Annotated in this window: 17 protein-coding genes; 8 read left to right on the forward strand and 9 right to left on the reverse strand. The window is 66.5% G+C overall.

All coding sequences use genetic code 11. The features are described from left to right. The first annotated feature begins 260 nt into the window (after positions 1 to 260). The gene (locus SYV04_RS43110; RefSeq protein WP_321551966.1) at positions 261 to 1,157 is read left to right on the forward strand and encodes a bile acid:sodium symporter family protein; all 897 of its coding nucleotides are present in this window, start codon (positions 261 to 263) and stop codon (positions 1,155 to 1,157) included. 33 nt (positions 1,158 to 1,190) lie between these two features. Then, positions 1,191 to 2,117, forward strand: a complete 927-nt coding sequence (locus tag SYV04_RS43115) for a hypothetical protein (protein WP_321551967.1) — start codon at positions 1,191 to 1,193, stop codon at positions 2,115 to 2,117. Between the two features lie 118 nt (positions 2,118 to 2,235). Here SYV04_RS43115 and SYV04_RS43120 read toward each other — a convergent pair whose 3' ends face one another. Together SYV04_RS43120 and SYV04_RS43125 are read right to left on the reverse strand one after the other, a co-directional pair. Further along, complete coding sequence (locus SYV04_RS43120) at positions 2,236 to 2,799, reverse strand: imm11 family protein (RefSeq protein WP_321551968.1); 564 nt, start codon at positions 2,797 to 2,799, stop codon at positions 2,236 to 2,238. A gap of 18 nt (positions 2,800 to 2,817) precedes the next feature. Further along, entirely contained in the window at positions 2,818 to 4,173 is a 1,356-nt protein-coding gene (locus SYV04_RS43125; protein ID WP_321551969.1) for an AHH domain-containing protein, read from the reverse strand. A 262-nt stretch (positions 4,174 to 4,435) separates the two neighbouring features. Here SYV04_RS43125 and SYV04_RS43130 point away from each other — a divergent pair, with 262 nt between their 5' ends. Together SYV04_RS43130 and SYV04_RS43135 are read left to right on the forward strand one after the other, a co-directional pair. Further along, complete coding sequence (locus tag SYV04_RS43130; protein ID WP_321551970.1) at positions 4,436 to 4,645, forward strand: hypothetical protein; 210 nt, start codon at positions 4,436 to 4,438, stop codon at positions 4,643 to 4,645. 89 nt (positions 4,646 to 4,734) lie between these two features. Then, positions 4,735 to 5,526 carry a hypothetical protein gene (locus SYV04_RS43135; RefSeq protein WP_321551971.1) on the forward strand — a complete coding sequence of 264 codons (792 nt, stop codon included), beginning with the start codon at positions 4,735 to 4,737 and terminating at the stop codon, positions 5,524 to 5,526. Positions 5,527 to 5,749: 223 nt separating this feature from the next. Here the strand turns inward: SYV04_RS43135 and SYV04_RS43140 are convergent, their stop codons facing one another. Together SYV04_RS43140 and SYV04_RS43865 are read right to left on the reverse strand one after the other, a co-directional pair. Beyond that, complete coding sequence (locus tag SYV04_RS43140; protein ID WP_321551972.1) at positions 5,750 to 6,205, reverse strand: DUF4265 domain-containing protein; 456 nt, start codon at positions 6,203 to 6,205, stop codon at positions 5,750 to 5,752. Positions 6,206 to 6,218: 13 nt separating this feature from the next. Next, a complete protein-coding gene (locus SYV04_RS43865) occupies positions 6,219 to 6,437 on the reverse strand; it encodes an HNH endonuclease (RefSeq protein ID WP_422724032.1) in 219 nt (72 codons plus the stop codon). A gap of 178 nt (positions 6,438 to 6,615) precedes the next feature. Here SYV04_RS43865 and SYV04_RS43145 point away from each other — a divergent pair, with 178 nt between their 5' ends. The 3 genes from SYV04_RS43145 to SYV04_RS43155 all read left to right on the forward strand — a co-directional run bounded on the left by SYV04_RS43145 (position 6,616) and on the right by SYV04_RS43155 (position 9,710). Next, entirely contained in the window at positions 6,616 to 7,038 is a 423-nt protein-coding gene (locus SYV04_RS43145; RefSeq protein ID WP_321551973.1) for a GFA family protein, read from the forward strand. A 114-nt stretch (positions 7,039 to 7,152) separates the two neighbouring features. Continuing rightward, positions 7,153 to 8,439 carry a hypothetical protein gene (locus SYV04_RS43150; RefSeq protein WP_321551974.1) on the forward strand — a complete coding sequence of 429 codons (1,287 nt, stop codon included), beginning with the start codon at positions 7,153 to 7,155 and terminating at the stop codon, positions 8,437 to 8,439. Next, positions 8,424 to 9,710: a hypothetical protein gene (locus tag SYV04_RS43155; RefSeq protein ID WP_321551975.1), complete on the forward strand. Its 1,287-nt coding sequence runs from the start codon at positions 8,424 to 8,426 to the stop codon at positions 9,708 to 9,710. The genes SYV04_RS43150 and SYV04_RS43155 overlap by 16 nt, the downstream gene beginning before the upstream one ends. Positions 9,711 to 9,731: 21 nt before the next feature. On the opposite strand, the gene SYV04_RS43160 is transcribed toward SYV04_RS43155, so the two are convergent. The 3 genes from SYV04_RS43160 to SYV04_RS43170 are packed head-to-tail and all read right to left on the reverse strand — an operon-like array spanning position 9,732 to position 14,896. After that, positions 9,732 to 11,141, reverse strand: a complete 1,410-nt coding sequence (locus tag SYV04_RS43160; RefSeq protein WP_321551976.1) for a family 2B encapsulin nanocompartment shell protein — start codon at positions 11,139 to 11,141, stop codon at positions 9,732 to 9,734. 44 nt (positions 11,142 to 11,185) lie between these two features. Beyond that, positions 11,186 to 12,586: a family 2B encapsulin nanocompartment shell protein gene (locus SYV04_RS43165; protein WP_321551977.1), complete on the reverse strand. Its 1,401-nt coding sequence runs from the start codon at positions 12,584 to 12,586 to the stop codon at positions 11,186 to 11,188. A 3-nt stretch (positions 12,587 to 12,589) separates the two neighbouring features. Further along, positions 12,590 to 14,896: a family 2 encapsulin nanocompartment cargo protein terpene cyclase gene (locus tag SYV04_RS43170; RefSeq protein ID WP_321551978.1), complete on the reverse strand. Its 2,307-nt coding sequence runs from the start codon at positions 14,894 to 14,896 to the stop codon at positions 12,590 to 12,592. Positions 14,897 to 15,456: 560 nt separating this feature from the next. Between SYV04_RS43170 and SYV04_RS43175 the strand changes: the two genes are divergently transcribed. Beyond that, positions 15,457 to 16,545, forward strand: a complete 1,089-nt coding sequence (locus SYV04_RS43175) for a hypothetical protein (protein ID WP_321551979.1) — start codon at positions 15,457 to 15,459, stop codon at positions 16,543 to 16,545. Positions 16,546 to 16,549: 4 nt separating this feature from the next. On the opposite strand, the gene SYV04_RS43180 is transcribed toward SYV04_RS43175, so the two are convergent. After that, a complete protein-coding gene (locus SYV04_RS43180; protein ID WP_321551980.1) occupies positions 16,550 to 17,503 on the reverse strand; it encodes an alpha/beta fold hydrolase in 954 nt (317 codons plus the stop codon). A 35-nt stretch (positions 17,504 to 17,538) separates the two neighbouring features. Further along, complete coding sequence (locus SYV04_RS43185; RefSeq protein ID WP_321551981.1) at positions 17,539 to 20,730, reverse strand: sensor histidine kinase; 3,192 nt, start codon at positions 20,728 to 20,730, stop codon at positions 17,539 to 17,541. Positions 20,731 to 20,763: the final 33 nt, after the last annotated feature.

Here is a 20,763-nt window from a genome sequence, read left to right on the forward strand (position 1 = left end):
GCCCCTTGTACGAGATGAAGACGAAGCACCCTCGTCCCCGATACGTGCACTCCGGCGCTTCGGCCCCCCTGTCGCTTGCGCGGCGGGGGGGTGGCACTGTACCGGATTGAACGCAAACTTTCCTTCTGTCTGAAATACGACCACTCCCACGCATCCGGGGTAGCGCCTCGGTATTTCAGCCTTGACAGGTCGGGCCCGCACTCCGGGTTAACAAGTGTGAGAGGATGAAACCTCCTGGGTAGGCAGGAGGTCTCTCACACGTGGAAACCAGCGCCCTGACGACGATTCTCCTGCCCCTTGCCCTGGGCATCATCATGCTCGGGCTGGGGCTGTCCCTCACGGTGGCCGACTTCACGCGGGTCATCACCTTCCCGCGCGCGGTGTTGGTGGGCCTGCTGTGTCAGATGGTGCTGCTGCCCGGCGCGGGCTTCGCCATCGCGAAGCTGAGTGGGCTGGCGCCCGAGCTGGCCGTGGGGCTGATGCTCCTGGCGGCCTCTCCAGGCGGAGCCACCTCCAACCTCTACAGCCACCTGGCCAAGGGAGATGTGGCCCTCAACATCACCCTCACGGCGGTCAACAGCGTCCTCACAGTGGTGACGCTGCCGCTCATCGTGAACCTCTCGCTCGAACACTTCCTCGGAGAGAGCCGCGCCATTCCCCTTCAGTTCGGAAAGGTGGCGCAGATCTTCGTCGTTGTCCTGGGGCCAGTGTCGCTGGGCATGGTGCTGAAGAAGAAGTGGCCCTCGCTGTCCGAACGGCTGCAGAAGCCGGTGAAGATCCTCTCGGCGCTCTTCCTGGTGTTGGTGGTAGCGGCCACCGCCTTCAAGGAGCGAGCGATGCTGGGCGCCTACCTCCAGCAGGTGGGAGTGGCGGCGCTCGCCTTCAACCTCACCAGCATGCTCCTGGGCTACGCCCTGCCCCGGCTGCTCCGGCTGAGCAAGTCCCAGTCGATCGCCATCGGAATGGAGATCGGCATCCACAACGGCACGCTGGCGATCGCCATCGCCTACAGCCCGATGCTGCTCAACAACAGCACCATGGCCATCCCAGCGGCCATCTACAGCCTCATCATGTTCTTCACTGCTGCCCTCTTCGGGTACGCGGTGAATGCCGCCCAGCGCGCCCCCGCGGCATCCAGCGCCGCATCGGGTAACTGAACGCTGTCCGTCCCTGCCCTCGGAGCCATTCCCATGACTCGCGCTGCCCTCCTCCTGCTCGGGCTCTGTGTGCCAGCCACGGCCCTCGCCCAGTCCTCGCCGCTCCTGCCCGAGGTCCCCGAGCGCCGGCTCGTCATCAACAACCTGCTCGTCACGCGCCTCAATCCCCTGGGGCTCGAGCTCCAGACGCGCGGGGGCTACCAGAGGCAGCTCTACCGCAAGGAGGGGCTGCTCTTCCGCGACAACTTCCTCTTCGTGGGCGCCTACCCCAAGCTCAACCCCGCGGGCATCAAGGTGGGGCCGGTGGTGGAGATCCAGCCCCTGTCCATCTTCAACCTGCGCCTCTCGGCTGAGTACGTGGGTTTCTTCGGCACGATGGGCTTCCTGCAGTCACGCCCTTCGCCGAACGCGGACTACTCCGACACGGCGCTGGATGCGGGCAAAGCCGCGGGGCTGAACACGAGCGCCTCGGGCGCGAGGCTGGCGATCGAGCCCTTCGTCCAGATGAAGGTGGGGCCGATCGCGGTGCGCAACCGCTTCGCGGCCGAGTACTGGAACATGGGCCTGCGCGGCGAGGATCGCGTCTGGTACGACGCCACGCTCGACACGCTGGTGCCCGGCAAGGGCTTCACGCTGTCGAACGACCTGGACGTCCTCTTCCTCGGCCTGCCGCCCCTGGTGGTGGGTGCGCGCTACTCCCTGGTGGAGCCCCTTTACGCGTCGCGAAACCTAGCCGCGAACGAGCCCCTGACCGTGGACAATGGACACCACCGGGTGGGGTTGCTGGCGGCCTACGTCTTCTATGACGAGGGCTACACGGCCTTCAACAAGCCCGCCGTCCTCCTCAACGTCGCGTGGTACGTGCAGCACCGCTTCCGCACGGGCGCGGACGTGAACCGCGCCATGCCCTACCTGCTGCTCGGCTTCGCCTTCCAGTCGGATCTGTTGGACGGGCAGTAGGCGGGTTCGATCAGCACTCACTACAGGCCGCGTCGATGTACCCGGCCGGGACGCGCACCACGCACCCTTGCGCGCATCACGAGGCGCACGCTCGCGCGGCCCACAAGTGGGCCGCTGATTACACCTCTTGGAAGCGCGTGCCTGTAGCGCCCATGCGCTCCAAGGCGTCTTTGATCTCCTGAGAGACGATGAGGGCGACCTCCCATCCTTCGGGACGGAATACCTTGGCGTTGCCCACGTTGGCCTTGTCGATGCGCATGTCCCGAACATCCCGATACTGACCGACCCTGTCCGGTTCTCCATCCTTATGGGTCCAGAGCAGGATCCTGGAGGCCTGCTCGTCGATGCAGCGGATAAGGCGCGTTGCCACGAGGACAACGTATTGATCCGGTTGGCCCTCGATGTCTGCGGGGATGAGCTGCACGTCGTTGGGAGCCAACTCCGACAGCATGGAAGCCACCTTGACGTGGACGACGGGAATCCGGATTCCCGCCTCAGTGAAGTCCAGAGGCCTGCCCGCAATCTCGATGGGAATCTTCAACCGCCCCTCCACATACACGGGAGTTCCGCGCTTGAAGTCCCAGTCATGGACCCTGCGGCCTTGGCTGTCGATGGGAGTATCCAGATGCCAACGGCGGGGAACGTAGACGTCGTCAGCTAGATCGAAGAAGCGCTGAGCCATAATAGGGAAGTTCTAGCGTCATTTTCCCAGGGTGAGGAGTTGGTTCAACTCCGTGCCGGGGGTGGCGATTTCCTCTGCGAGGGTGCGGAGTTCGCGGGTCAACTTCCCTCGGCATTCCGTGATTGCGCGACAGTCTCCCAATGCCCTGTCCAAGCGCCTGTACACGATGTCATGGTACCGCTGCGGGTGAGGTCCTAGGTGCCCCTGGAGAGGCACGATGTTCTCAGGGTCCTTCAGCCGCATTCCAGCCCTAGCAAAGAGCCTCTCGAACCTGGGCGTCCACGGGCCACCGCGCAAGGTGGATTGCTTGTTCGCGATGGTCCCGATGTGGTGATTTTGCGTTCGGTCGCCGCGCCCACCGTGTGCCGCCATCGCCACCGCGCCCGGTGCCAGAGCCACGCTGAAGCCCTCGGCCGTTACCGCCACAGATTCCGCCGCGCTCACCTCCGACAACAGGATGCCTTCGCGGCCCACAGCCTGCATCGACACCTGCGCCGAACCGGGCAGCGTTCCCACCTGCTCCGCGAACCCCTTCGCCGTGCGCGTCAGCAGCACCATCGCCATCATGGCGAACGCTTGCGCCGCCTCACGCGAGAACAACTTGCCGAACTTCTCGCCTACCTCGCGGATCTCCTCGAAGGTGGTTGCAACTTTCACCTCCTCCATCAACTGGAACCAGCCGGTAATCAGGTTGTAGAGCGTCTCGGCGCCCACCCAGAGAATGAGCCCCACAGTCGCCCAGGCGGCGATGAACTTGGTAACAGGCTCGGGCATGGCGAGCAGGACGAGTAGCGTGACAACAGTCGCCATCGCGGCCTGCATGACGGCCCGCATGCTCACCATCTCGCCCAGCGCCCTCTCGAACTCTTCCAGTACCGGACTCTTGCTCAAGGCCATGGCCAACATGTAGCGGCCTTGCATGTCCATGTACTTCCCGCCAACGAGCGCGCCTCCCAGACAATCGCCCTCGAAACCATGGGCGCTTCGACACCAGATTTTGTATCTGCTGACGAGTTTCTGCTCCTCCGCCGTCAACATCCCTTCCAAGGGAGTACCCGACTCCAACGGAACGAGCTTTCTCTCCCGGAGCAGATAGAGGTAATCGCCGTACAGCGCGTCGAGTTGAAACAACTGCTCCACCGTCTCACGCGGAGAGCCGATCAGCCGCACCTCACGCGCCAGTCTCCGGATGGCTTGGGTAACTTCCTCCGGCGTTACCTCCACCGGCTCCGCCGTAGCAGTGCGGGGGATGTAAACGGTGGTTTGTCCCCCCACACCGTTGTCCACCCGGACAACTCTCGGGGTCGTACTGCACCCGACCAGCACGGCAAGGATCAGCGCTTCGGTCTTCCACAGAATCCGCCACGGCCTCATGGATCACCTCATCTTGTGAGCAACGGATCAGGCTAGAGGCCACGCCTCGGGAGAAGAGGATTCTCGGGGTGGAGTTGCCCCGGGTTCATGGCTCTCCCGCATCTCGTGTGGATTACGCAGCGAGCATCATGGGTTACCCTTTGGTAGCAGCCAAGGAGAGCGCCCTCTCCTCACCTGGGACCGCCCCTCTCCCGGCGTCCCGGCGCACACAGGCTCCGGCTTGCTCTGTTAGCCTGCGCTGGCTTGTAGCCCGGAGCCACGCATGCGCTGGATGACCGTGGGGCTTGCCGCCCTGGCACTTGTCGGAAACCTGGGCTGCTCCCGCGCCAAGGGGAAGAAGAGCACCTTCGACAAGGCCGCCTTCCAGGGCGTGGAGCAGTCCATTGCCGACAAGGCGTGCTCGAAACACGAGTATGAGGAGCACTGCACCCCGGATCCCACCCTTCCGCGGTGCCGTCAGCTATGCGGATGAGCTGGCGCACCGCCGCAGGTGTCCTGGGCAGCCTTCTGATGCCGCTGCCCCTCCTCTGGGTGCTCCTGAGCACGGGGGAACGTCCACCCATGCCTTCACCCCCCGAGGCGCCTCAGGTCAGCCCGATGCTCTTGGCTCGCCAGCGCACGCTGCTGCGGACCTACCACCGGGAATGTGCCCGAGCCACCGACTGTGAGGCCCCCTTGGGGTGCCTCGGCAGCGCACGGGCACGCAAGCACTTCTGTACCGACAGCCAATGCACCCAGGATGTGCATTGCCCCGAGGGCCTCACCTGCCAGCCGCTGCCCACCGTGGGCGGTGGACCCCACGTCCGCTACTGCGTCCCCCAGGGGGTACGCAAGGAAGGAGAGCCTTGTATCGGCCTTCCTCCCGACCAGGACTCGGCCTGTGCGCCCGGACTGGCGTGCAGCGCCGGCTGGTGCGGGCGCCCGTGCCTGTTGGACGCGCCCTCGAGTTGCCCGGCGGGCTTCTTCTGCGCAGACGCTCCCCCGGGGCCGATGTGCCGGCCAACCTGCGAGGGGCGCACATGCCCGAAGGGGCAACACTGCATTCAGGATGGACAGGGCGCCTCGGTGTGCGCGGTGGTGCATGGGCAGAACTGCCAGCAGTCCCCCTGCGCCGAAGGCCGCGAGTGCCTGACGACCTTCTCGGCCAAGCCCCAAGTGGAGGTGTGGATGGCCTGCTTCCCGGAATGCGGAAAGTCCTCCCCGGCGTGCCCGGAGGGGCTCGTCTGCGACCGGGCCCAGTGCCGCAAGCCCTGTCAGCCGGACACTCCCCATGTCTGCGAGCCAGGCTACCGGTGCCTGCGCCACAGCGATGCGCAGCCGTGGCTGTGCCGGCCGGACATCCAAGAGGATTGAGCCTCACTGCCGCTGAGCTCCGGTCTCATCCGCCTGGCTGCCTCTGGCGGCTTCAGGGGAAAAAGAAAACCCCGGCTCGCCTGATTGCGGCCGGAGCCTTGCTACAGCTCTCGCGGCTCCGTGGAGGCGGCGGGAATCGAACCCGCCGCTTGGAACTTCTTGCGAGAGCAATCCGAGCTGGCGGCGCTATCCGGGCTCATGTGCCTGCGGGATGCACCTTGGATCAAACTTGAGGCAGACAGGCTTCCTCGTAGCCCCAGCGGTCCTGATCCTGGCCGGCGTCCAGCTCCTTCTTCAATTCCTGCAGCGACACGGAAGGGGGAACGTCGACGGCAATCACGTGGGGAAGATGACTTAGCTCCGATGAACACCCCAGTTGCCTGAAGAGATCGCGTACAGCCTGTACATCGGACGTCTCACTGACGATGAGCCGGATCGTGCCGTGCCCCGAAGGCTGGACGACCTCCTTGTAGCGGAAGACGCCCTCCTCGGGAGTCGCGGACACGATGTCGTTCACCGCGATGCCATGCACGAAGAAGGGAATGTTGTCGATCTGGAAGAGCCCGTTGCCAACCCGGATAGCCCAGAGCGTCTCCGCGGTCGCTGGAGGGTAGCCATCTTCGTCTTGCTCCAAATCACACAACACCTTGACGTATTGATCGCTTCCTTGAGCATTCATGGCCGATCCGCTCTCACTGCTCTTTGTCACTTTTCTTGATGTTGCATTCTCGGCACATGACCTGTCCGTTTTCAGGGTCGTTCGTCCCACCCTTGGCCCTGGGAATGACATGATCGACGTGGGCCTCGTTCTTGGGGGTGTGACGCCCTTTGACCAGGGCCTTCTTTTTCTGGGTGAAACGTCCGCCCGGCCGTCCTCCTCCCACAACTTCCGGCGATGAGCCAGGAGGCATTCCATGGGTGAAACTTGGCGAACAGCTGGATCATCCCTGCGCTCCGTTGTTCCCGAACTGCTCGCTCCCCTGGCAGGAGCAACGACAGGAAGAAACACCTAGAGTGGCGGGTCGGGGTCGGACGCGTCCCGGGTGGCCTCCAACCTCTCAGCTTGATACCCCGTGAATGGAGACGGAAATGGCCAAGGCGAGTCATCGAGGCAGTTGCCATTGCAAGGCGGTCCGCTACGAAGTGGAGATCGACCTGACCAAGGGAACGGAGCGCTGCAATTGCTCCATCTGCTGGAAAGCCAGGGCCTGGTTCGCGATCGTCCAAGAGGAGGATTTCAAGCTTCTGACGAGCCCCGACGCCATGGGCGAGTACCGGTGGGTGCCCGAGGGAAAGTCCGAACCCTTTCTGACCTACCGTTTCTGCAAGCACTGCGGCGTTCGCATCCATGCCGCCGGCGACCAGGCGTCCCTGGGTGGCAAGTTCTATGCGCTGCACGTTCCCACGTTAGACGATGCGCACCAGGACGAGTTGGCTGCCGCTCCGCTGAAGTTCAACGACAACCTGCACGGCAGGCCCGACAGAACGCCCGAGGACACGCGGCTTCTCTGAGTGACCGTTCCCTGGAGTCAGGAACTGGAACGGCTTTGCCGCGATTGAATAGAAATGTGAAGGGTGCGTCGGTACAGCAGCGCCGACCGGAAGAGTCGCAGCGGAGGTCCCCCGATGAGCCGCACCTTTCGGTTCCTGTTGAGCGCGCTGCTCGTTACCGGCATCGCCCGAGCGGAGGGTGTCGGTGACCGGGACACGCAGCCCAGCTCCGCGACGCGCCTGCGTGGAACTTCGTCGCTGATCCCAATGCCCGACGGCGGGCTGCTCTCCCTGGGCGGCTCCAGCCTGCGGATCCTCCCACAGGGAGCGAAACGCTGGGAGACACTGCACCAGGTGCCGAAGGACAACCTCTACCGCGTCTCGGTCAATGACGCGGGCGGAGTGCTTGCCGCCTGGGAGAGTGAACCGGTCATCCACTATCTGCTGCCGCGGTCGAAGCGGCACGTCACCCTGCCCCGCCCGAGCGTGCCACCGCCGGAGATCTCCGGGTTCGGGCTTCAGTACCTCGCCTTCGCGACGAACGGACGGGATGCGCTGATCCGCATGGAGGGCTCGACACCGCACCGCACCGGCCCTCGTCGCGGATCGCGCAGGGTGTACATGGTGTACCGCGTCCCGCTGGACGGGACTGGCGCCCCCGAGCTGCTGTACACGGTGGATGGCGCGCAGTTGGTCCAGATGGGCCCCCGGGTCGCGGCGTACTTGATCCCCACCGTCCTCGGCCCCGTCTGCGACGCGCACGTGTTCTGTGAGTTCTCCTCGCTCATCACGTACGAGCTCACCGACACCGGGGTGACCCAGAAGACGCTGCTCACGCAGGCGCAGGTGCGGATGGCCGGGGCGCGGCGGGTCGCGGGCAGCGATGACGACCGGCTGGTGCTTCAAATCGAGACCAGCGGGACGCGCCATGAGCGCGGACTCCTCACCTGGCACCGAGGCGACGCCAAGGCTGACTACCGCCTGCTTCCAGGGAGGAGCGACAACGCCAACCGCTTGATGGTCATGAAGTCGGGCGCGCTGGTGGAGCTGGTCAAGCTGGAGGAGGACGCGCTGGAGATCCGCCACACGCTCCCAGACGGACGCCAGACGACGACCCGGCTCCGTGCGCCGGATGATCCGGACATCGTGGATTCAGACCCCCACGGCATCGGCGAGCGCGGCGACGGAACCCTCTGGGCGCACTGGGGCGACTACGTGCTGCTGTTCCCCCCAGGAACGCCGCCTCGGGCCTACGGCATCGCGTCGCTGCTCGGCCGGCGTGACGACTGGGCGGGCGTGGCCCTCTACGTTCCCGAGCCGGAGGCCCTGTGGATCGGGGTGGAGATCGGCGCGGGCCGAGACTTCGTGCGGCTGCCGTTCACGCAGCTCGAGAAGGGAGCGAAGCCGTGGCCAACCGAATGACCTGGGTCCCCGTGGTGCTGGCGCTGTTCGCGGCCGGAGCACGCGGAGAGGGCGTGGAGAAGCGGGAACTGCCTCCGAGCCCAGCGGAGCGCATCCGCAACGCCTCGCACCTGCAGCCGATGCCCGACGGGGGTTGGGTCTCGGTGGGCTTCTCGACCTTGAGTGTGCTCCGGCCAGGCGCCCGGCAGTGGGAGAAAATCCACCGCATCCAGGGCGACAGCCTCTACCGGGTGGCGGTGAGCGACTCCGGCGCGCTCCTCGCCGCCTGGGAGAAGGATCCGTCGCTCCACTACTTCCCCGCGAAGTCCAAGGAGCACCTCACCCTGCCGAAGCCGCAGCCGCCCTCGCCGGAGGTGTTCCACTTCCACGTGCAGTTCATCGGGTTCCTGCCGAACAGCCGTGACGTGTTCGTGTTCATGAGGGGAGAGGCGCCGCACATGAACGGGCCGTACCGCGAGCACCACCCCATCGGCGCCGCCTATCGTGTCGCGCTGGACGGGAGCAGGCCCGCTCAGCTGCTCTACACGGTGGACGGCGGGCACGACCTCTACGTCTCCGAGCGCCTCGCGGTGTTCATCATCCCGAAGAAGCTCGGGCAGATGTGCGAGCACCGCACCTGCGATCCGGTGGATCAGCTCGTGGCCTACGAATACTCGGATCGGGGCGTCACCCGGCGCCTCCTGCTCTCCTCCGCCGAGCGGGCCATGAGCCATGTCCGGCTGATCTGGGGGAGCGACGACCAACACCTGATGTTCGAGGTGCATCTCGACGGCCAGGAGCGCGGGATGTTCGCGTGGCGACCGGGCGAGGCAAAGGGCGCGTTTCGGCCTTTCCCCAAGGCAAATTACTCGACCGAGCAGTTCCGGCTGCTGAAGAACTGGGACCTGCTCGAGGTGGTCCGGACGCACAACTACCAGGACCTAGAGCTCCGTCGGCACCCCTGGACCGGAGACGTGCAGGTGACCACGCTCCAGGGGACGAAGGACAAGGGCTCCTGGGACCGCAACGTGCATGCGCTCGGGGTGCGGGAGAACGGCTCCCTCTGGCTCCACTGGGGCGACTTCCTGATGCTGATCCCGCCCAAGGGGACCCCTCGCGCCTACAACATCGAGCCGCTGCTGACGCGACGGACGGAGTGGGCCGACGCCACACTGTACACCGCGAAGCCGGAGACACTGTGGGTCGGGATCGACCACGGCGGAAGCCGCGACTTCGTCCGGGTGAGCTTCGACGAAGTCGAAAAGAAGGCGAAGCCGTGGCCGACGCGATGAGCGCCCTTGGACGCCGACGAATCAGCGTCCGAGCTCGACGTTCTCGAGGACTCCGAGCGCGTCAGGGACCAGGAGGGCCGCCGAGAAGTAGACGCTGACGAGGTAGGAGGTGATCGCCCTATCGCTCACGTCCATGCGCTTCACGGAGAGGCTCGGCTCCACCTCGTCCGGGATGCCCGCGTTGTGGAGGCCCACGACGCCCTGGTCCTCCGCTCCGGTGCGGAGCACCAGGATGGAGCTCGTGCGCTCCTGGGTGATGGGGATCTTGTCACAGGGCAGCAAGGGGACGCCGCGCCAGCCCATGAACTTGCTGCCATGCACCTCGACCACCGTCGGGTAGATGCCGCGACGGGTACACTCCTGGCCAAACGCGGCGATGGTGCGCGGGTGCGCCAGGAAGAACCGCGACTTGCGACGCCGGCTGAGCAGATCATCCATGTCATCCGGAGTCGGCGGACCGCTCCGAGCATGGACGCGCTGCTTGAGGTCCGCGTTGTGCAGGAACCCGAACTCCCGGTTGTTGATGAGCTCGTACTCCTGCCGCTCCCGCAGCGCCTCGATGGTCAGTCGGAGCTGCTGCTGGGTCTGGTTCATCGGATCGTTGAATAGATCCGCGACGCGCGTGTGGATGTTGAGCATCGTCTGCGCCACGCTCAGCTCGTACTCGCGCGGCCGGAGCTCGTAGTCCACGAAGGTGCCCGGCAGCTCCGGCTCACCCCGGTGGCCCGCGGCCAGCTCGATCGCCGCCTGACCCATCTTGTCCTGGGGCAGCTTCAGCCGCTTCTTGAACCCCTCGACGTGTGCCAGCAGCGTCGGGGACTGACGGATCAGCCCCTCGAACGCCTGCTGCGGCAGCGCCATCACCGTACACGCCGTGGTCGCCTTGACCGTGAACGTCCACTGGTCGTTCGCCTCCACCACGGCCTGATCTCCGAAGTGGTCGCCATCCGCCAGCACATCGAGCACCACCGGATCGCCGTACTTCCCCTTGCCCAGCTTGTTGGCCTTGCCATGGGCAATCAGGAACACGTGCTCGGCGGGCTTGCCCGCCTCGACGATCAGATCTCCAGCCTTGTACTCCCGCTGGACGAACTGGCGCGCCAAGGTGTCCAGCATCCCCACTTCACCGTCCAAGCCGCGCAGCAGCGGCAGCTTGAGCAGCTCCTGGGGAATGATCTCCACCTTGGCGCCGATGTTGCTGAAGTTGAGCCGGTCGTCCCCCACGGCATAGGTCAGGCGCCGGTTCACGCGATACACGCCACCGGACACCTGTACCCAGGGCAGCATCCGCAGCAGCCAGCGGGGAGAGATTCCCTGCATCTGCGGCTGCGTCTTCGTCGTCGTCGTCAGCTGCCGAGCACCCGCGGTGCTCAGACTCAGCAACTGCTGATCGACATCACTCCCACTGCCCGTGTTCACTGGATTCGCCATGAGGTCTTCCTGAGCTGTGTCCGCGCCGCGGACGGCTTGCGTGGCTAGCTGCGGCCGATCTCGACGCTCTCGAGGATGCCGAGCGCGTCAGGGACGAGGACCGCCGCCGAGAAGTAGGAGCTGACGAGGTAGGAGATGACCGCCTTCTCGTTGATGCCCATGAACCGGACATTGAGGCTGGGCTCGATCTCGTCGGGGATGCCGGCCTGGTGCAGGCCGACGACACCCTGGTTCTTCTCTCCCGCGCGCATCAGCATGATGGAGCTGGTGCGGCTCTCGCTGATCGGGATCTTGTTGCAGGGGAAGATGGGGATGCCACGCCAGGCGGGGACCATGTTGCCGCTCAGGTCGACGCTGGTGGGGTAGATCCCCCGGCGGCTGCACTCCTGCCCGAACGCCGCGATGGTGCGGGGGTGGGCCAGGAAGAAGGACGGGTCCTTCCACACGGTGGCCAGCAGCTCGTCCATGTCATCCGGCGTCGGCGGACCGCTGCGGGTGTGGATGCGCTGCTTGAGGTCCGCGTTGTGCAGGAGGCCGAACTCGCGGTTGTTGACGAGCTCGTGCTCCTTGCGCTCCTTCAGCGCCTCGACGGTCAGACGGAGCTGCTGCTCGGTCTGGTTCATCGGCTCGTTGAAGAGGTCGGCAACGCGCGAGTGGATCTGCAGCACGGTCTGCGCCACGCTCAGCTCGTACTCACGAGGCGAGGTCTCGTAGTCCACGAAGGTGCCCGGCAGCACCGGCTCGCCCTTGTGGCCCGCGGCCAGCTCGATCGCGGCCTGGCCCGACGTGTCCTGCTTCTTCTTCATCCGGGCCTTGAAGTCATCCAGGTGCTTCTTCAGCGACGGCGACTGGGCGACCACCGCCTCGAACGCGTCCTGCTTCAGGAGCAGCACCGTGGCCGGGGTGACCGTCTTGACCGTGAACTGCCAGTAGTCCTGCGACTCCAGCAGCGCCTGGTAGCTGTAGTGGTCACCGTCCGCCAGCACCTCGAGCACGGTCTGGTCGCCGTACTTGCCAGCGCCGATCTTGTTCACCTTGCCGTGGGCAATCAGGCAGATCATATCCGCCTCCTTGCCAGCCTCGGTGATGACCTCGCCCGCCTTGTAGTCCTTCTGCACGAAGCGCTCGGCCAGGGCGGTCAGCACCCCAATGTCCTCGAAGCCTCGCAGCAGCGGCAGCTCGCAGAGCTCCTGCGGGATGACCTGCACCTTGGCGCCGGTGCTGGTGAACGTCACCCGGCCGTCGCCGACGGCATAGCTCATGCGGCGGTTGACGCGGTACACGCCACCGGACACCTGTACCCATGGCAGCAGCTTCAGCAGCCACCGGGAAGAGATGCCCTGCATCTGCGGGACGGTCTTGGTCGTCGTCGCCAGCTGGCGCGCCGCCGCCGTCCCAAGGCTCAACTGCTGCTTCTCTGCTTCATCACCAGGCTTAACGGCCATCGCTTACCTCTTCCCTTCGGTCTGAAGAACACGATCCTTGGCACTGCCATCGAGCTCGGGCTGGCGGCGGGCAAACAGCGACGCGATGCGCGCCGCCGACGTGCCCAGCCCCGTGAGCGCTCCGAACACCCGCCCAGGCGACCGGGTGTTGCGCAGCTCGAATTCCTTGTAGCGGTCCACCGTCTGGTGCCAGATGAGCACGCCGGCCATCCACTGCTGCAGCCGCTCGACGTAGGCGCGCAATTGCTCCTGCGTCCCGGAGTCCAGCTTGAAGTCCGCGACCAGCGCGGGCAGCTCCGTGGCGACGATGTGCTCGAACTCGCGCATCCGCACGGTCATCAGGTCGTTGACGACCTCGACCGCTCGCGCCTTGTCCACATCGAGGAAGCGCTGGACGACCAGCACCATGTTGTGGAGCTCACCCTCGAACTCGATCTCCTTCTGGTAGGAGAAGACGTCGTTGGTGAAGCACGCATAGTCGGCGGCGGAGTTCTCCAGCGCCCGGATGGGCCGGGTCCGGAAGACCTCTGGAGGAATCCCGTCGCCGTGCGCCAGCCGGGACAGGCTCATCGTGAGATCCGAGCCGAAGGTCTTGCGGCGCATCTCGACGTAGTCGACCGGATCCGGGATGCGGTTCTGGATCTGGTTGGCGAGCTCCCACACCCAGCTCTCCGTCATGTCCATGATGGCCTTGCGGAACAACCGCCGGGCATACGGGGTCAACGGACCGGCCGTGCGCGCCCACAGATCCGCCAGGCCCTTCTCCACCGGGTTGAGGGGAACCGAGGTGATGGCCGTGGGGTCGTCCGGCATGAACTGCGTGAGCCGGGCGTTGAACGCCTTCGCCCCCGCCATGTCGCGGGTGTTCCCATACAGCGCCGGGAAGTAATCGTCCGCGTAGGTGCCCCAGACGAGCCAGCCGGCGCTCAGGTTGAGCTGGGGGCCCGTGGCCGCCGGATGGATCAACGCACCGCACAGGGCCACGTCGGCCACATCGAAGGTGTGGTCATCCCAGATGTAGCCACGGGGGACTCCGGGCAGCTTATCCAGCATCCCCATCCCTCGCGCCCACTCCTTGGAGTCGCGCCGCGCGGAGTCCAGGTAGGGGCTCTGCCGGGTCGTGTACGGCATGTAGAACTTCGGCAGCTTCACCGGTCCCACGGCCTGGTAGGGAACGTGCGAGAAGCTCTTGATACGTCCCAACCCCAGGGCGTTCGCGGACCAGGGGATGCGCGCCGCCGAGATTCCCAGGCCCGAGAGGCCCAGGGCTCCACCGCTGCTCTCCGTGGCCCCCTTGTTCATGTAGCGACTCGAGCGCATGTGCCACTCGTGGCCACCGGACTGCCAGTCCTGGAGTCCCCGGACGTAGGTGAGCACCTGCGCCTGCTCCACCGGGTTCAGGCCGAACTCCGCGAACAGGGAGGGCAGCTCCGTCACCACGGTGTTCTCGAACTGCTGGAGCCGCGAGGTCAGGACCTCGTTGGTGAGATTCGCCGCGCGCTGCGTCTCGACGCCCAGGAACTTCTCGAACACCAGGACGCAGTTGGCGAGCTCTCCCTCTTCCTGGATCTCCCGCTCGTAGGAGAACAGATCGTTGCGCAGGTGTACCGCGTCGGAGAACGTGTCCTTGAGGACGCGCATCGGACGGCTGTAGGCGACCCGGTCAGGGACTTCGACGAAGACCGCGTGCTCCACCAGGTCCGCCGACCAGGGCGCCCCGCCGACCTTGCGGCGCATCTCGATGTACTCGATCGGGTTCGAGACGCGGCGCTCGCTGATGTTGGACAGCTCCCACGTGGACTCTTCGAGCAGGTGCTTGGTGCTCTCGAAGAACCGGCGCCGCCACTCCACGGACTTGGTGGGGACGGTGCGAGCCCACAGGTCGATCAGCCCCTTCTCCACCGGATTGGTCGGCTCCGGCGGAGGAGAGAGATCGACCGGCATGAACAACGGCAGCCGGTCGAGGTACTTCTTCGCGCCGACCCGGTCCTGGGTGCGCTTGTAGACTTCGAGGAAGTGATCGTCGAAGTAGAAGACCCAGACGTACCAGTCGGTGATCAGGTCCAGTTCCGGGCCCGGAGCTTCGGGATGGGTGTACGCGCAGAGCAGCGCGTAGTCCATCGCGTCGAATTTGGCCTCGCTCCAGATCTCGGGAACGCCGCTCTCCTTGGGCGTATCCAGGATCCCCATCTCGCGCGACCACGCCTTGGAGTGGGTGCGGGCGCCCTCGAGATGAGGGTTCAGGCGCGCGGGCCACGGAACATAGAACTCGGGTAACTGGAAGGGTTGCTTGGCGTGGGCCTTGGCCATGAGTACGCCTCATCCAGCGCGCGGTCCTCGCGGAGCCGCTGGCCGGAGAGTCAAAGGGGGCGATCGAGGGGGCTGTCGGGGACTAGAGCGGCGCGGCGTTCATACGGAAGGTGTCTCGAGCGTGAAGTGGAGGGGGCACGGCACGTCCCCGGGGGCCGACAGCGCGGGGAACCTGTGCATGTGGCAGGCCAACGCGGGCGCGGTGAGGCATGGCCCCGCGTCCCGAGCAAGCACCCCACCCCACCATCTGTTTCTCGGAAAACAAGGTCCACGGTTGACGTGTCAGAACGTGGATTTGACACGTCAGGGACCTGCCCTGACGTGTCAGCCCGTACGAGAGAACGAGCGTCTGGCACAGGCCCGTGCAAGCCCTCCGGCACGCCTCACGTCGGGGTGAGGCAGCCCTCTTTCGTTACAACGCAGGGCTGCAGCAGGGAGCGGTCATGGAGACCCAGACGACTTCGACGGGCGCAAGCACGAGTGCCCGTTCTCGGGCTTGCAGGTGGCCGTGGGGACAGCGAGCACACACGCGCATCGCCGAGGTGAGATCGAGCTGCAAGATGATGGAGCGGCTCGCGAGAGGAAACGCTCACGCGGCGGAACTCGCTCAGGCCGCGGAGGAGCACCTCGATCGAGCGCTGCTGGCTGTCGAACGGAGGCGCGCCCCATGGATTCACCGGGGAGCAGCGATCGATACCGTGGAGACGAACATCAACGCGGCCATCTGCCTGATGCTGAGGTACATGCCCGCAGCGGAACTCCTGGGGAGGATGCCCGATATCCTCGCCACCCTCGAGGAGCATCTCCCCTCTCAGGATCAACACAGGCTCGCGGTCGACAAGCTCGTCCGAAACAAGCAGGCAACCCACACCCTGGACGCGAGCGAGCGAGCGGTCATCGTCAGCGCGGTCCGCTCCGCGCTGTGGGCCCAGGAGCGCGAGTACCTGCGCGTCCGCAGCTTCCGCAACATCGTCTACCTGCTCACCGTGCTGCTCGCGCTGATCGTCACCGGTATCGGGATCACCACGTACCGAATCCCGACGATGCTCCCCATGTGCTTCAACCCTGAAGACGCGCTGATCGTCTGCCCCACGCAGAGCGTGAGCCTCAAGCTGCTTGCCCCAGTGCCTGCCAGTCTCTCCAAGCGGCTGACCGCCGAAGAGCTCGGTATCACGTTCGCGCAGGCGGCGCGCCCGGAGGACTTCATCGTCATCACCACCCTGGAGCCGACCTCCAAGGAGCTCAACGCGGCGTACCTGGTCGGAGCTCACCGAGGGGATTACCTCCTCTTGGAGGCGGTGGGGCTCATCGCCGCGGCGGTCGCGGCGGCCTTTACCCTGCGGCAGATGGGAGGCACCTCCGTGCCGTACAGCGTCCCCCTCGCGCTCGCCTTCCTCAAGCTGCCCACCGGCGCCCTGACCGCGGTGCTCGGCCTGCTGCTCATGCGCGGGGAGTTCGTCCCGGGCCTGTCGAACCTCGACTCCTCGGCCCAGATCGTCGCCTGGGCGGCGATCTTCGGCTACGCCCAGCAGATCTTCACCCGGCTCATCGACCAGCGCGGCCAGGCCGTCCTCAACGCCGTGGGTTCTCCGGAGAACCCCTCGACCCTGGATCAGCGGCTCGTCTCGACGATGAACGCGAACACCTGAGGCGCTAGAACTGGCCCGCGCGCGCCTCGTCGAACGGGACGCGGAACGGCAGGTACGCCTGGTCCAGCCGGTGCGTGCCGCTCATGCCGTCGCCGTACTCGTAGTGGTGAACCACCGCCCCACGGCCCGCGTCGCGCGTGAAGTCCAGCGGGCTGTCGCCATCCCCCAGGCCGAACATCGTGGGGACGAGATCCTTGTCATTCACGTAGTGGACGTAGTTGGGGCCATCCGGATACTTGCCGGCGGCCGCGCCGAACGTCTCCACGTTCACCTTGCCCAGCAGCTTCTCGGCGTCCGCCTGGGACAGCCCGTCCTCGATGCGCAGCCGGTTCGCCACGTCTCCCAGCGCGCGGCTGAGGATGAGGCCGCCCTGGCTGTGCCCCATCACGTGGACCGAGCGCCCCGCCTTCAGCTCGGCGTAGATGGTGTCCGCCATCGTGTCCACGGCGGGGTTGGTGCCCTTGTCCAGCTTGTCCTTCACGCACTGGGCCACGTCCGCGACCATGCCCTCGGTGGCGTTGTGGACACCGATGATCTTCGCGCCCGTGGTGTCCGCGATCTGCTGCAGGCTGCCGAACTGCTTGTCCTTCGTGTCGCCGATGCCGTTGACGTAGAGGATCGTCTCGGACGGGTTCGGGTTGTCCTTCGGCGTCACGCCCGGGATCTGGCTCAGCGGCGTGCCCGGAGCGAACGTCTGCCCCCCCGCCCCCACCAGCTTGCCGTCATGGACGAGGTCCGCCTTGTTCCCGCCAAGCAGGTCTCCCACGAACCCGGCCTTCTGCGCGACCTGGTCCTCGAACCCATCCACGAACTGGCCCAGCTTCCGCCCGCCCTGCTCGACGCCTTGACGCACCGTGTTACCCACGTTGCTCACGGTGTTCTGCGCCTTGTCCACGGTGTTCTGGACGGTGTTCTGGACGTGGTTGACGAGGTTCAGGCCACGCTGGATCAGGCTCATGCCCACATTCTCGTGAAGAGAGAGACGGAAGTTGCTCAGCCGCTGGCCTTGCCTCGGACGCTCTCGACCCGCGCCTCGGGCACGGCCTCCTGGGCCGGCACCAGCACCACCTCGACCGTGGTGCCCTGCCCCAGCTCACTGCGCACGCGGATCTCTCCGCCCATGGCCTGCACGTAGGAGTGGCAGATGGACAGCCCCAGGCCCGTGCCCATTCCCACGGACCGGGTGGTGAAGAAGGGCTCGAAGATGCGCGGCAGCACGTCCGCGGGGATTCCCGCCCCCGTGTCGCTCACCGCCACCACCACGCGGCCCTGCTCGTCCAGGCGCGCGCTGACCCGGATCTCGTTCTGGTCCACATGCCCCTCGGGGATGGCCTGGGTGGCGTTGATCAGCAGGTTGAGGACCACCTGCTCCAGCCGCGACGCGTCTCCCTGCACCGGTGGCAGCGTGCCGTAGTCCTTCACCACCCGGGCCCGCAGGCGCGTCTCCACCTCCGCCATCGCCAGCGCCGCCTCCAGCACGGCGCCCAGTTCCACCCGTCGCTGCTCCTGGGGATGGGCGCGCGAGAACGTCTTGAGCTCCTGGACAATGCGGCGCACCCGGTCCGCGCCCTGCAACGCCTCGCTGAGCGCCTGCTCCATCTCCCCCCAGCGCTCGGGATCGCCTTCGGGCCGAGCGCCTCGCAGCTCCTCCGCGATGTAGTGGAGGTTCGAGATGATGTAGGCCAGGGGGTTGTTGATCTCGTGCCCCACGCCCGCGGCCAGCGTGCCCACGGCCGCCAGCTTCTCCGCCTGGACGAGCCGCTCGCGCGTGTCCTGCAGTTCCTGGAGCCGCACCTCCAAGGAGGCGTTGACGGTGGCCAGCTCGCGGGTGCGGTCCGCGACATGGGACTTCAGCTCGCGCTCCCGCGCCCGCATCTGGCGCAGCCGCAGCCACACCGCCCCCAACACCAACAGCCCCACGGCCAGCACGCACGCCACCCGGAAGGCCAGCGTCTGGTGCAGGCGAGGCGGCAGGTAGACCTTCAGCGTCGTATCGGGGGAGACCGGGCCGCCCTCCCGGGACTCCGCTCGCACCCGGAACCGGTAGTTCCCCGGCGGCAGCTGCGTGTAATAGGCCACGCGCCGAGAGCCCGCCTCGACCCAACCCCGGTCGAAGTTCTCGAGCCGGTAGCGGAAGCGAAGCTGATGGGGCGCGCTGAGGCTCGGAGAGGTGTAGTGGATCTCCACGTCACCCTTGCTCACGGTGACGCGGCCGTTTGCCTGGATGGGCACCGGCTGCCTGTTCACGCGCAGCCCCTCGATGAGCACTGGCGGTGGCGCCTGCGGCTGGGTCTGATTCTCCTGGCCCGGCGAGTAGGCGACGACGCCCTGCGTGGTGGGAAACCACAGCCGCCCTTCTCGGTCGCGTACCCCTCCCGGCACGCCGATGCCGTTGCACTCGGCCGAGCGCATGCCGTCCTCCACCCCGTAGACGTGGGAGCGCACCCGTGCGAGCCGGCCGTCGGCCACGGCCTCCAGCTCCGCCTGGGCGACGCGGAAGACGCCCTTGTTACAGCTCATCCACAGGTTGCCGCGCCCGTCCGAGAGGATGTGGAAGATGCGATCGTTGAACAGTCCCTCCGCGTGGGACAGACGGGTGAAGCGCCCCGCCTTCCAGCGGTAGAGCCCCTCGTCGGTGGCGATCCACAGCGTGCCGTCGGACTCCTCGAGGATCGCGTTGGGGTCGTCGTACATGGGCGACCCCTCCGCGCCCAGGATGACGATGCGGCCCTGGACGATCGAGGCCAGGCCACCGTCCGCAGTGGTCACCCAGAGTCCTCCCTCGCGGCGCGGCAGCACCAGGGTGATGCTGTCGCCGGGCAGCCCCTCGCGTTGGCCGAAGCGCTCCACGCGCTCGCCGTCCCACCGGGCGAGCCCTGCCTGGGTGCCGAGCCAGACCGCGCCCGCGTCATCCACGTACACCGTGCGCACCGCGCCCGCGGGAAGCCCCTGGGCGGCGCCGAGCGTGAGGGTGATCGCCCCGGACTGCCAACGGCTCAGGCCCTTCTGTGAGCCGAACCAGAGGCTGCCATCCGGCCCCTCGGCGATCGCGTAGACGTTGGGGTCGAGCAGCCCCTCGCGCTCCGTCCAGGTGCTGCTCCGCCCCTCTTGCCAGCGCGTGACGCCCCCTCCCCGGCTGGCGAACCAGAGGCTGCCGTCACGCGCCTCGTAGAGGGCGGACGCGATGTCATGCGGCACACCCTCGGGCCTGCCGTAGGGCGTGAAGGGCGCCTCCTTGAGGCGGTGCATGCCGCCGTCCACGCTGATCCAGATGTTGCCCTCCGCGTCCTCCAAGAGGGTGATGACCGCGTCGTTCAGCAGCCCCTGCGAGGCATCCAGCGTGGAGCGCTGACCGTTGGCCAGCCGCAGCAGTCCCTTGCTCGCGCTGCCAACCCAGAGGGAGCCTGCCCGGTCCACCAGCAGGGTCGAGATGGCCGCACCCGGAAGGCTCGCCTCCGGCACGGGCCGCGATCTCCCCTCCTGAAGGTGGTACACGCTCCCCTCCCCGGTGCCCACCCAGAGTGTCCCGTCCAGCCCCAGCGCGAGCGCATGCACCGGCTTGCCGCTGCCCTCGAACGGCGGGCCCTCGCGCAGCGCCGAGCCATCCCAACGCTGCAGACCGCCGTTGGTCGCCACCCACAAGGTGCCCGCCTTGTCCTCGGCGAGCGCGTAGACCCGGTTGCTGGCCAGCCCATTGTCCGTGTTCCACACCTGGAAGCGCCCATCGGCGAAGCGCACCAGCCCCTTCTGGGAGGTACCCAGCCACAGGGCACCGTCACGCGTGGCGCACAGGACGCGGACGTGGCGCAGGTTGAGCCCCTCGGGCAGTGGGACGGAGAAGAAGTGGCCCTTGCGCAGTCCGCTCAGCCCCGTCTCCGTGCCGATCCACAGCGTCCCATCCGAACTCGTGGTGAGGGCGGGGATGGAGCGCGCCCCGAACTCGGGTGTGTTGTTGCGATCAAAGGTGGTGAAGCGCACCCCATCGAAGCGGACGAGTTCCTCCCACGTGCTCCCCCAGAGGTAGCCATCCGGGGTCTGCGCGAGCGACATGAAGGGGTTCTCCGGCAACCCGTCCATCGTGCGCCAGGTCTGCAGCGGCAACTGCCGCAGCGACTTGTCGGGGGCCAGGGCCGCCGCGCTCCTCCCCCACCCGAACAGCCCCAGCAGCGCCAGGACCGTGAGCACACGTGCGCCGCGATGGGTGGAGGGCAGCCGTAT

It is taken from the genome of Hyalangium ruber, assembly GCF_034259325.1.
In the GTDB taxonomy this organism is placed as follows: domain Bacteria; phylum Myxococcota; class Myxococcia; order Myxococcales; family Myxococcaceae; genus Hyalangium_A; species Hyalangium_A rubrum.

Coding starts and splice junctions, on each gene's coding strand:
- SYV04_RS43145 (WP_321551973.1), top strand. CDS start 6,616: ATGGCCAAGGCGAGTCATCGAGGCAGTTGCCATTGCAAGGCGGTCCGC.
- SYV04_RS43165 (WP_321551977.1), bottom strand. CDS start 12,586: ATGGCCGTTAAGCCTGGTGATGAAGCAGAGAAGCAGCAGTTGAGCCTT.
- SYV04_RS43115 (WP_321551967.1), top strand. CDS start 1,191: ATGACTCGCGCTGCCCTCCTCCTGCTCGGGCTCTGTGTGCCAGCCACG.
- SYV04_RS43120 (WP_321551968.1), bottom strand. CDS start 2,799: ATGGCTCAGCGCTTCTTCGATCTAGCTGACGACGTCTACGTTCCCCGC.
- SYV04_RS43150 (WP_321551974.1), top strand. CDS start 7,153: ATGAGCCGCACCTTTCGGTTCCTGTTGAGCGCGCTGCTCGTTACCGGC.
- SYV04_RS43160 (WP_321551976.1), bottom strand. CDS start 11,141: ATGGCGAATCCAGTGAACACGGGCAGTGGGAGTGATGTCGATCAGCAG.
- SYV04_RS43175 (WP_321551979.1), top strand. CDS start 15,457: ATGATGGAGCGGCTCGCGAGAGGAAACGCTCACGCGGCGGAACTCGCT.
- SYV04_RS43135 (WP_321551971.1), top strand. CDS start 4,735: ATGCCTTCACCCCCCGAGGCGCCTCAGGTCAGCCCGATGCTCTTGGCT.
- SYV04_RS43130 (WP_321551970.1), top strand. CDS start 4,436: ATGCGCTGGATGACCGTGGGGCTTGCCGCCCTGGCACTTGTCGGAAAC.
- SYV04_RS43140 (WP_321551972.1), bottom strand. CDS start 6,205: ATGAATGCTCAAGGAAGCGATCAATACGTCAAGGTGTTGTGTGATTTG.
- SYV04_RS43125 (WP_321551969.1), bottom strand. CDS start 4,173: ATGAGGCCGTGGCGGATTCTGTGGAAGACCGAAGCGCTGATCCTTGCC.
- SYV04_RS43180 (WP_321551980.1), bottom strand. CDS start 17,503: ATGAGCCTGATCCAGCGTGGCCTGAACCTCGTCAACCACGTCCAGAAC.
- SYV04_RS43865 (WP_422724032.1), bottom strand. CDS start 6,437: ATGCCTCCTGGCTCATCGCCGGAAGTTGTGGGAGGAGGACGGCCGGGC.
- SYV04_RS43170 (WP_321551978.1), bottom strand. CDS start 14,896: ATGGCCAAGGCCCACGCCAAGCAACCCTTCCAGTTACCCGAGTTCTAT.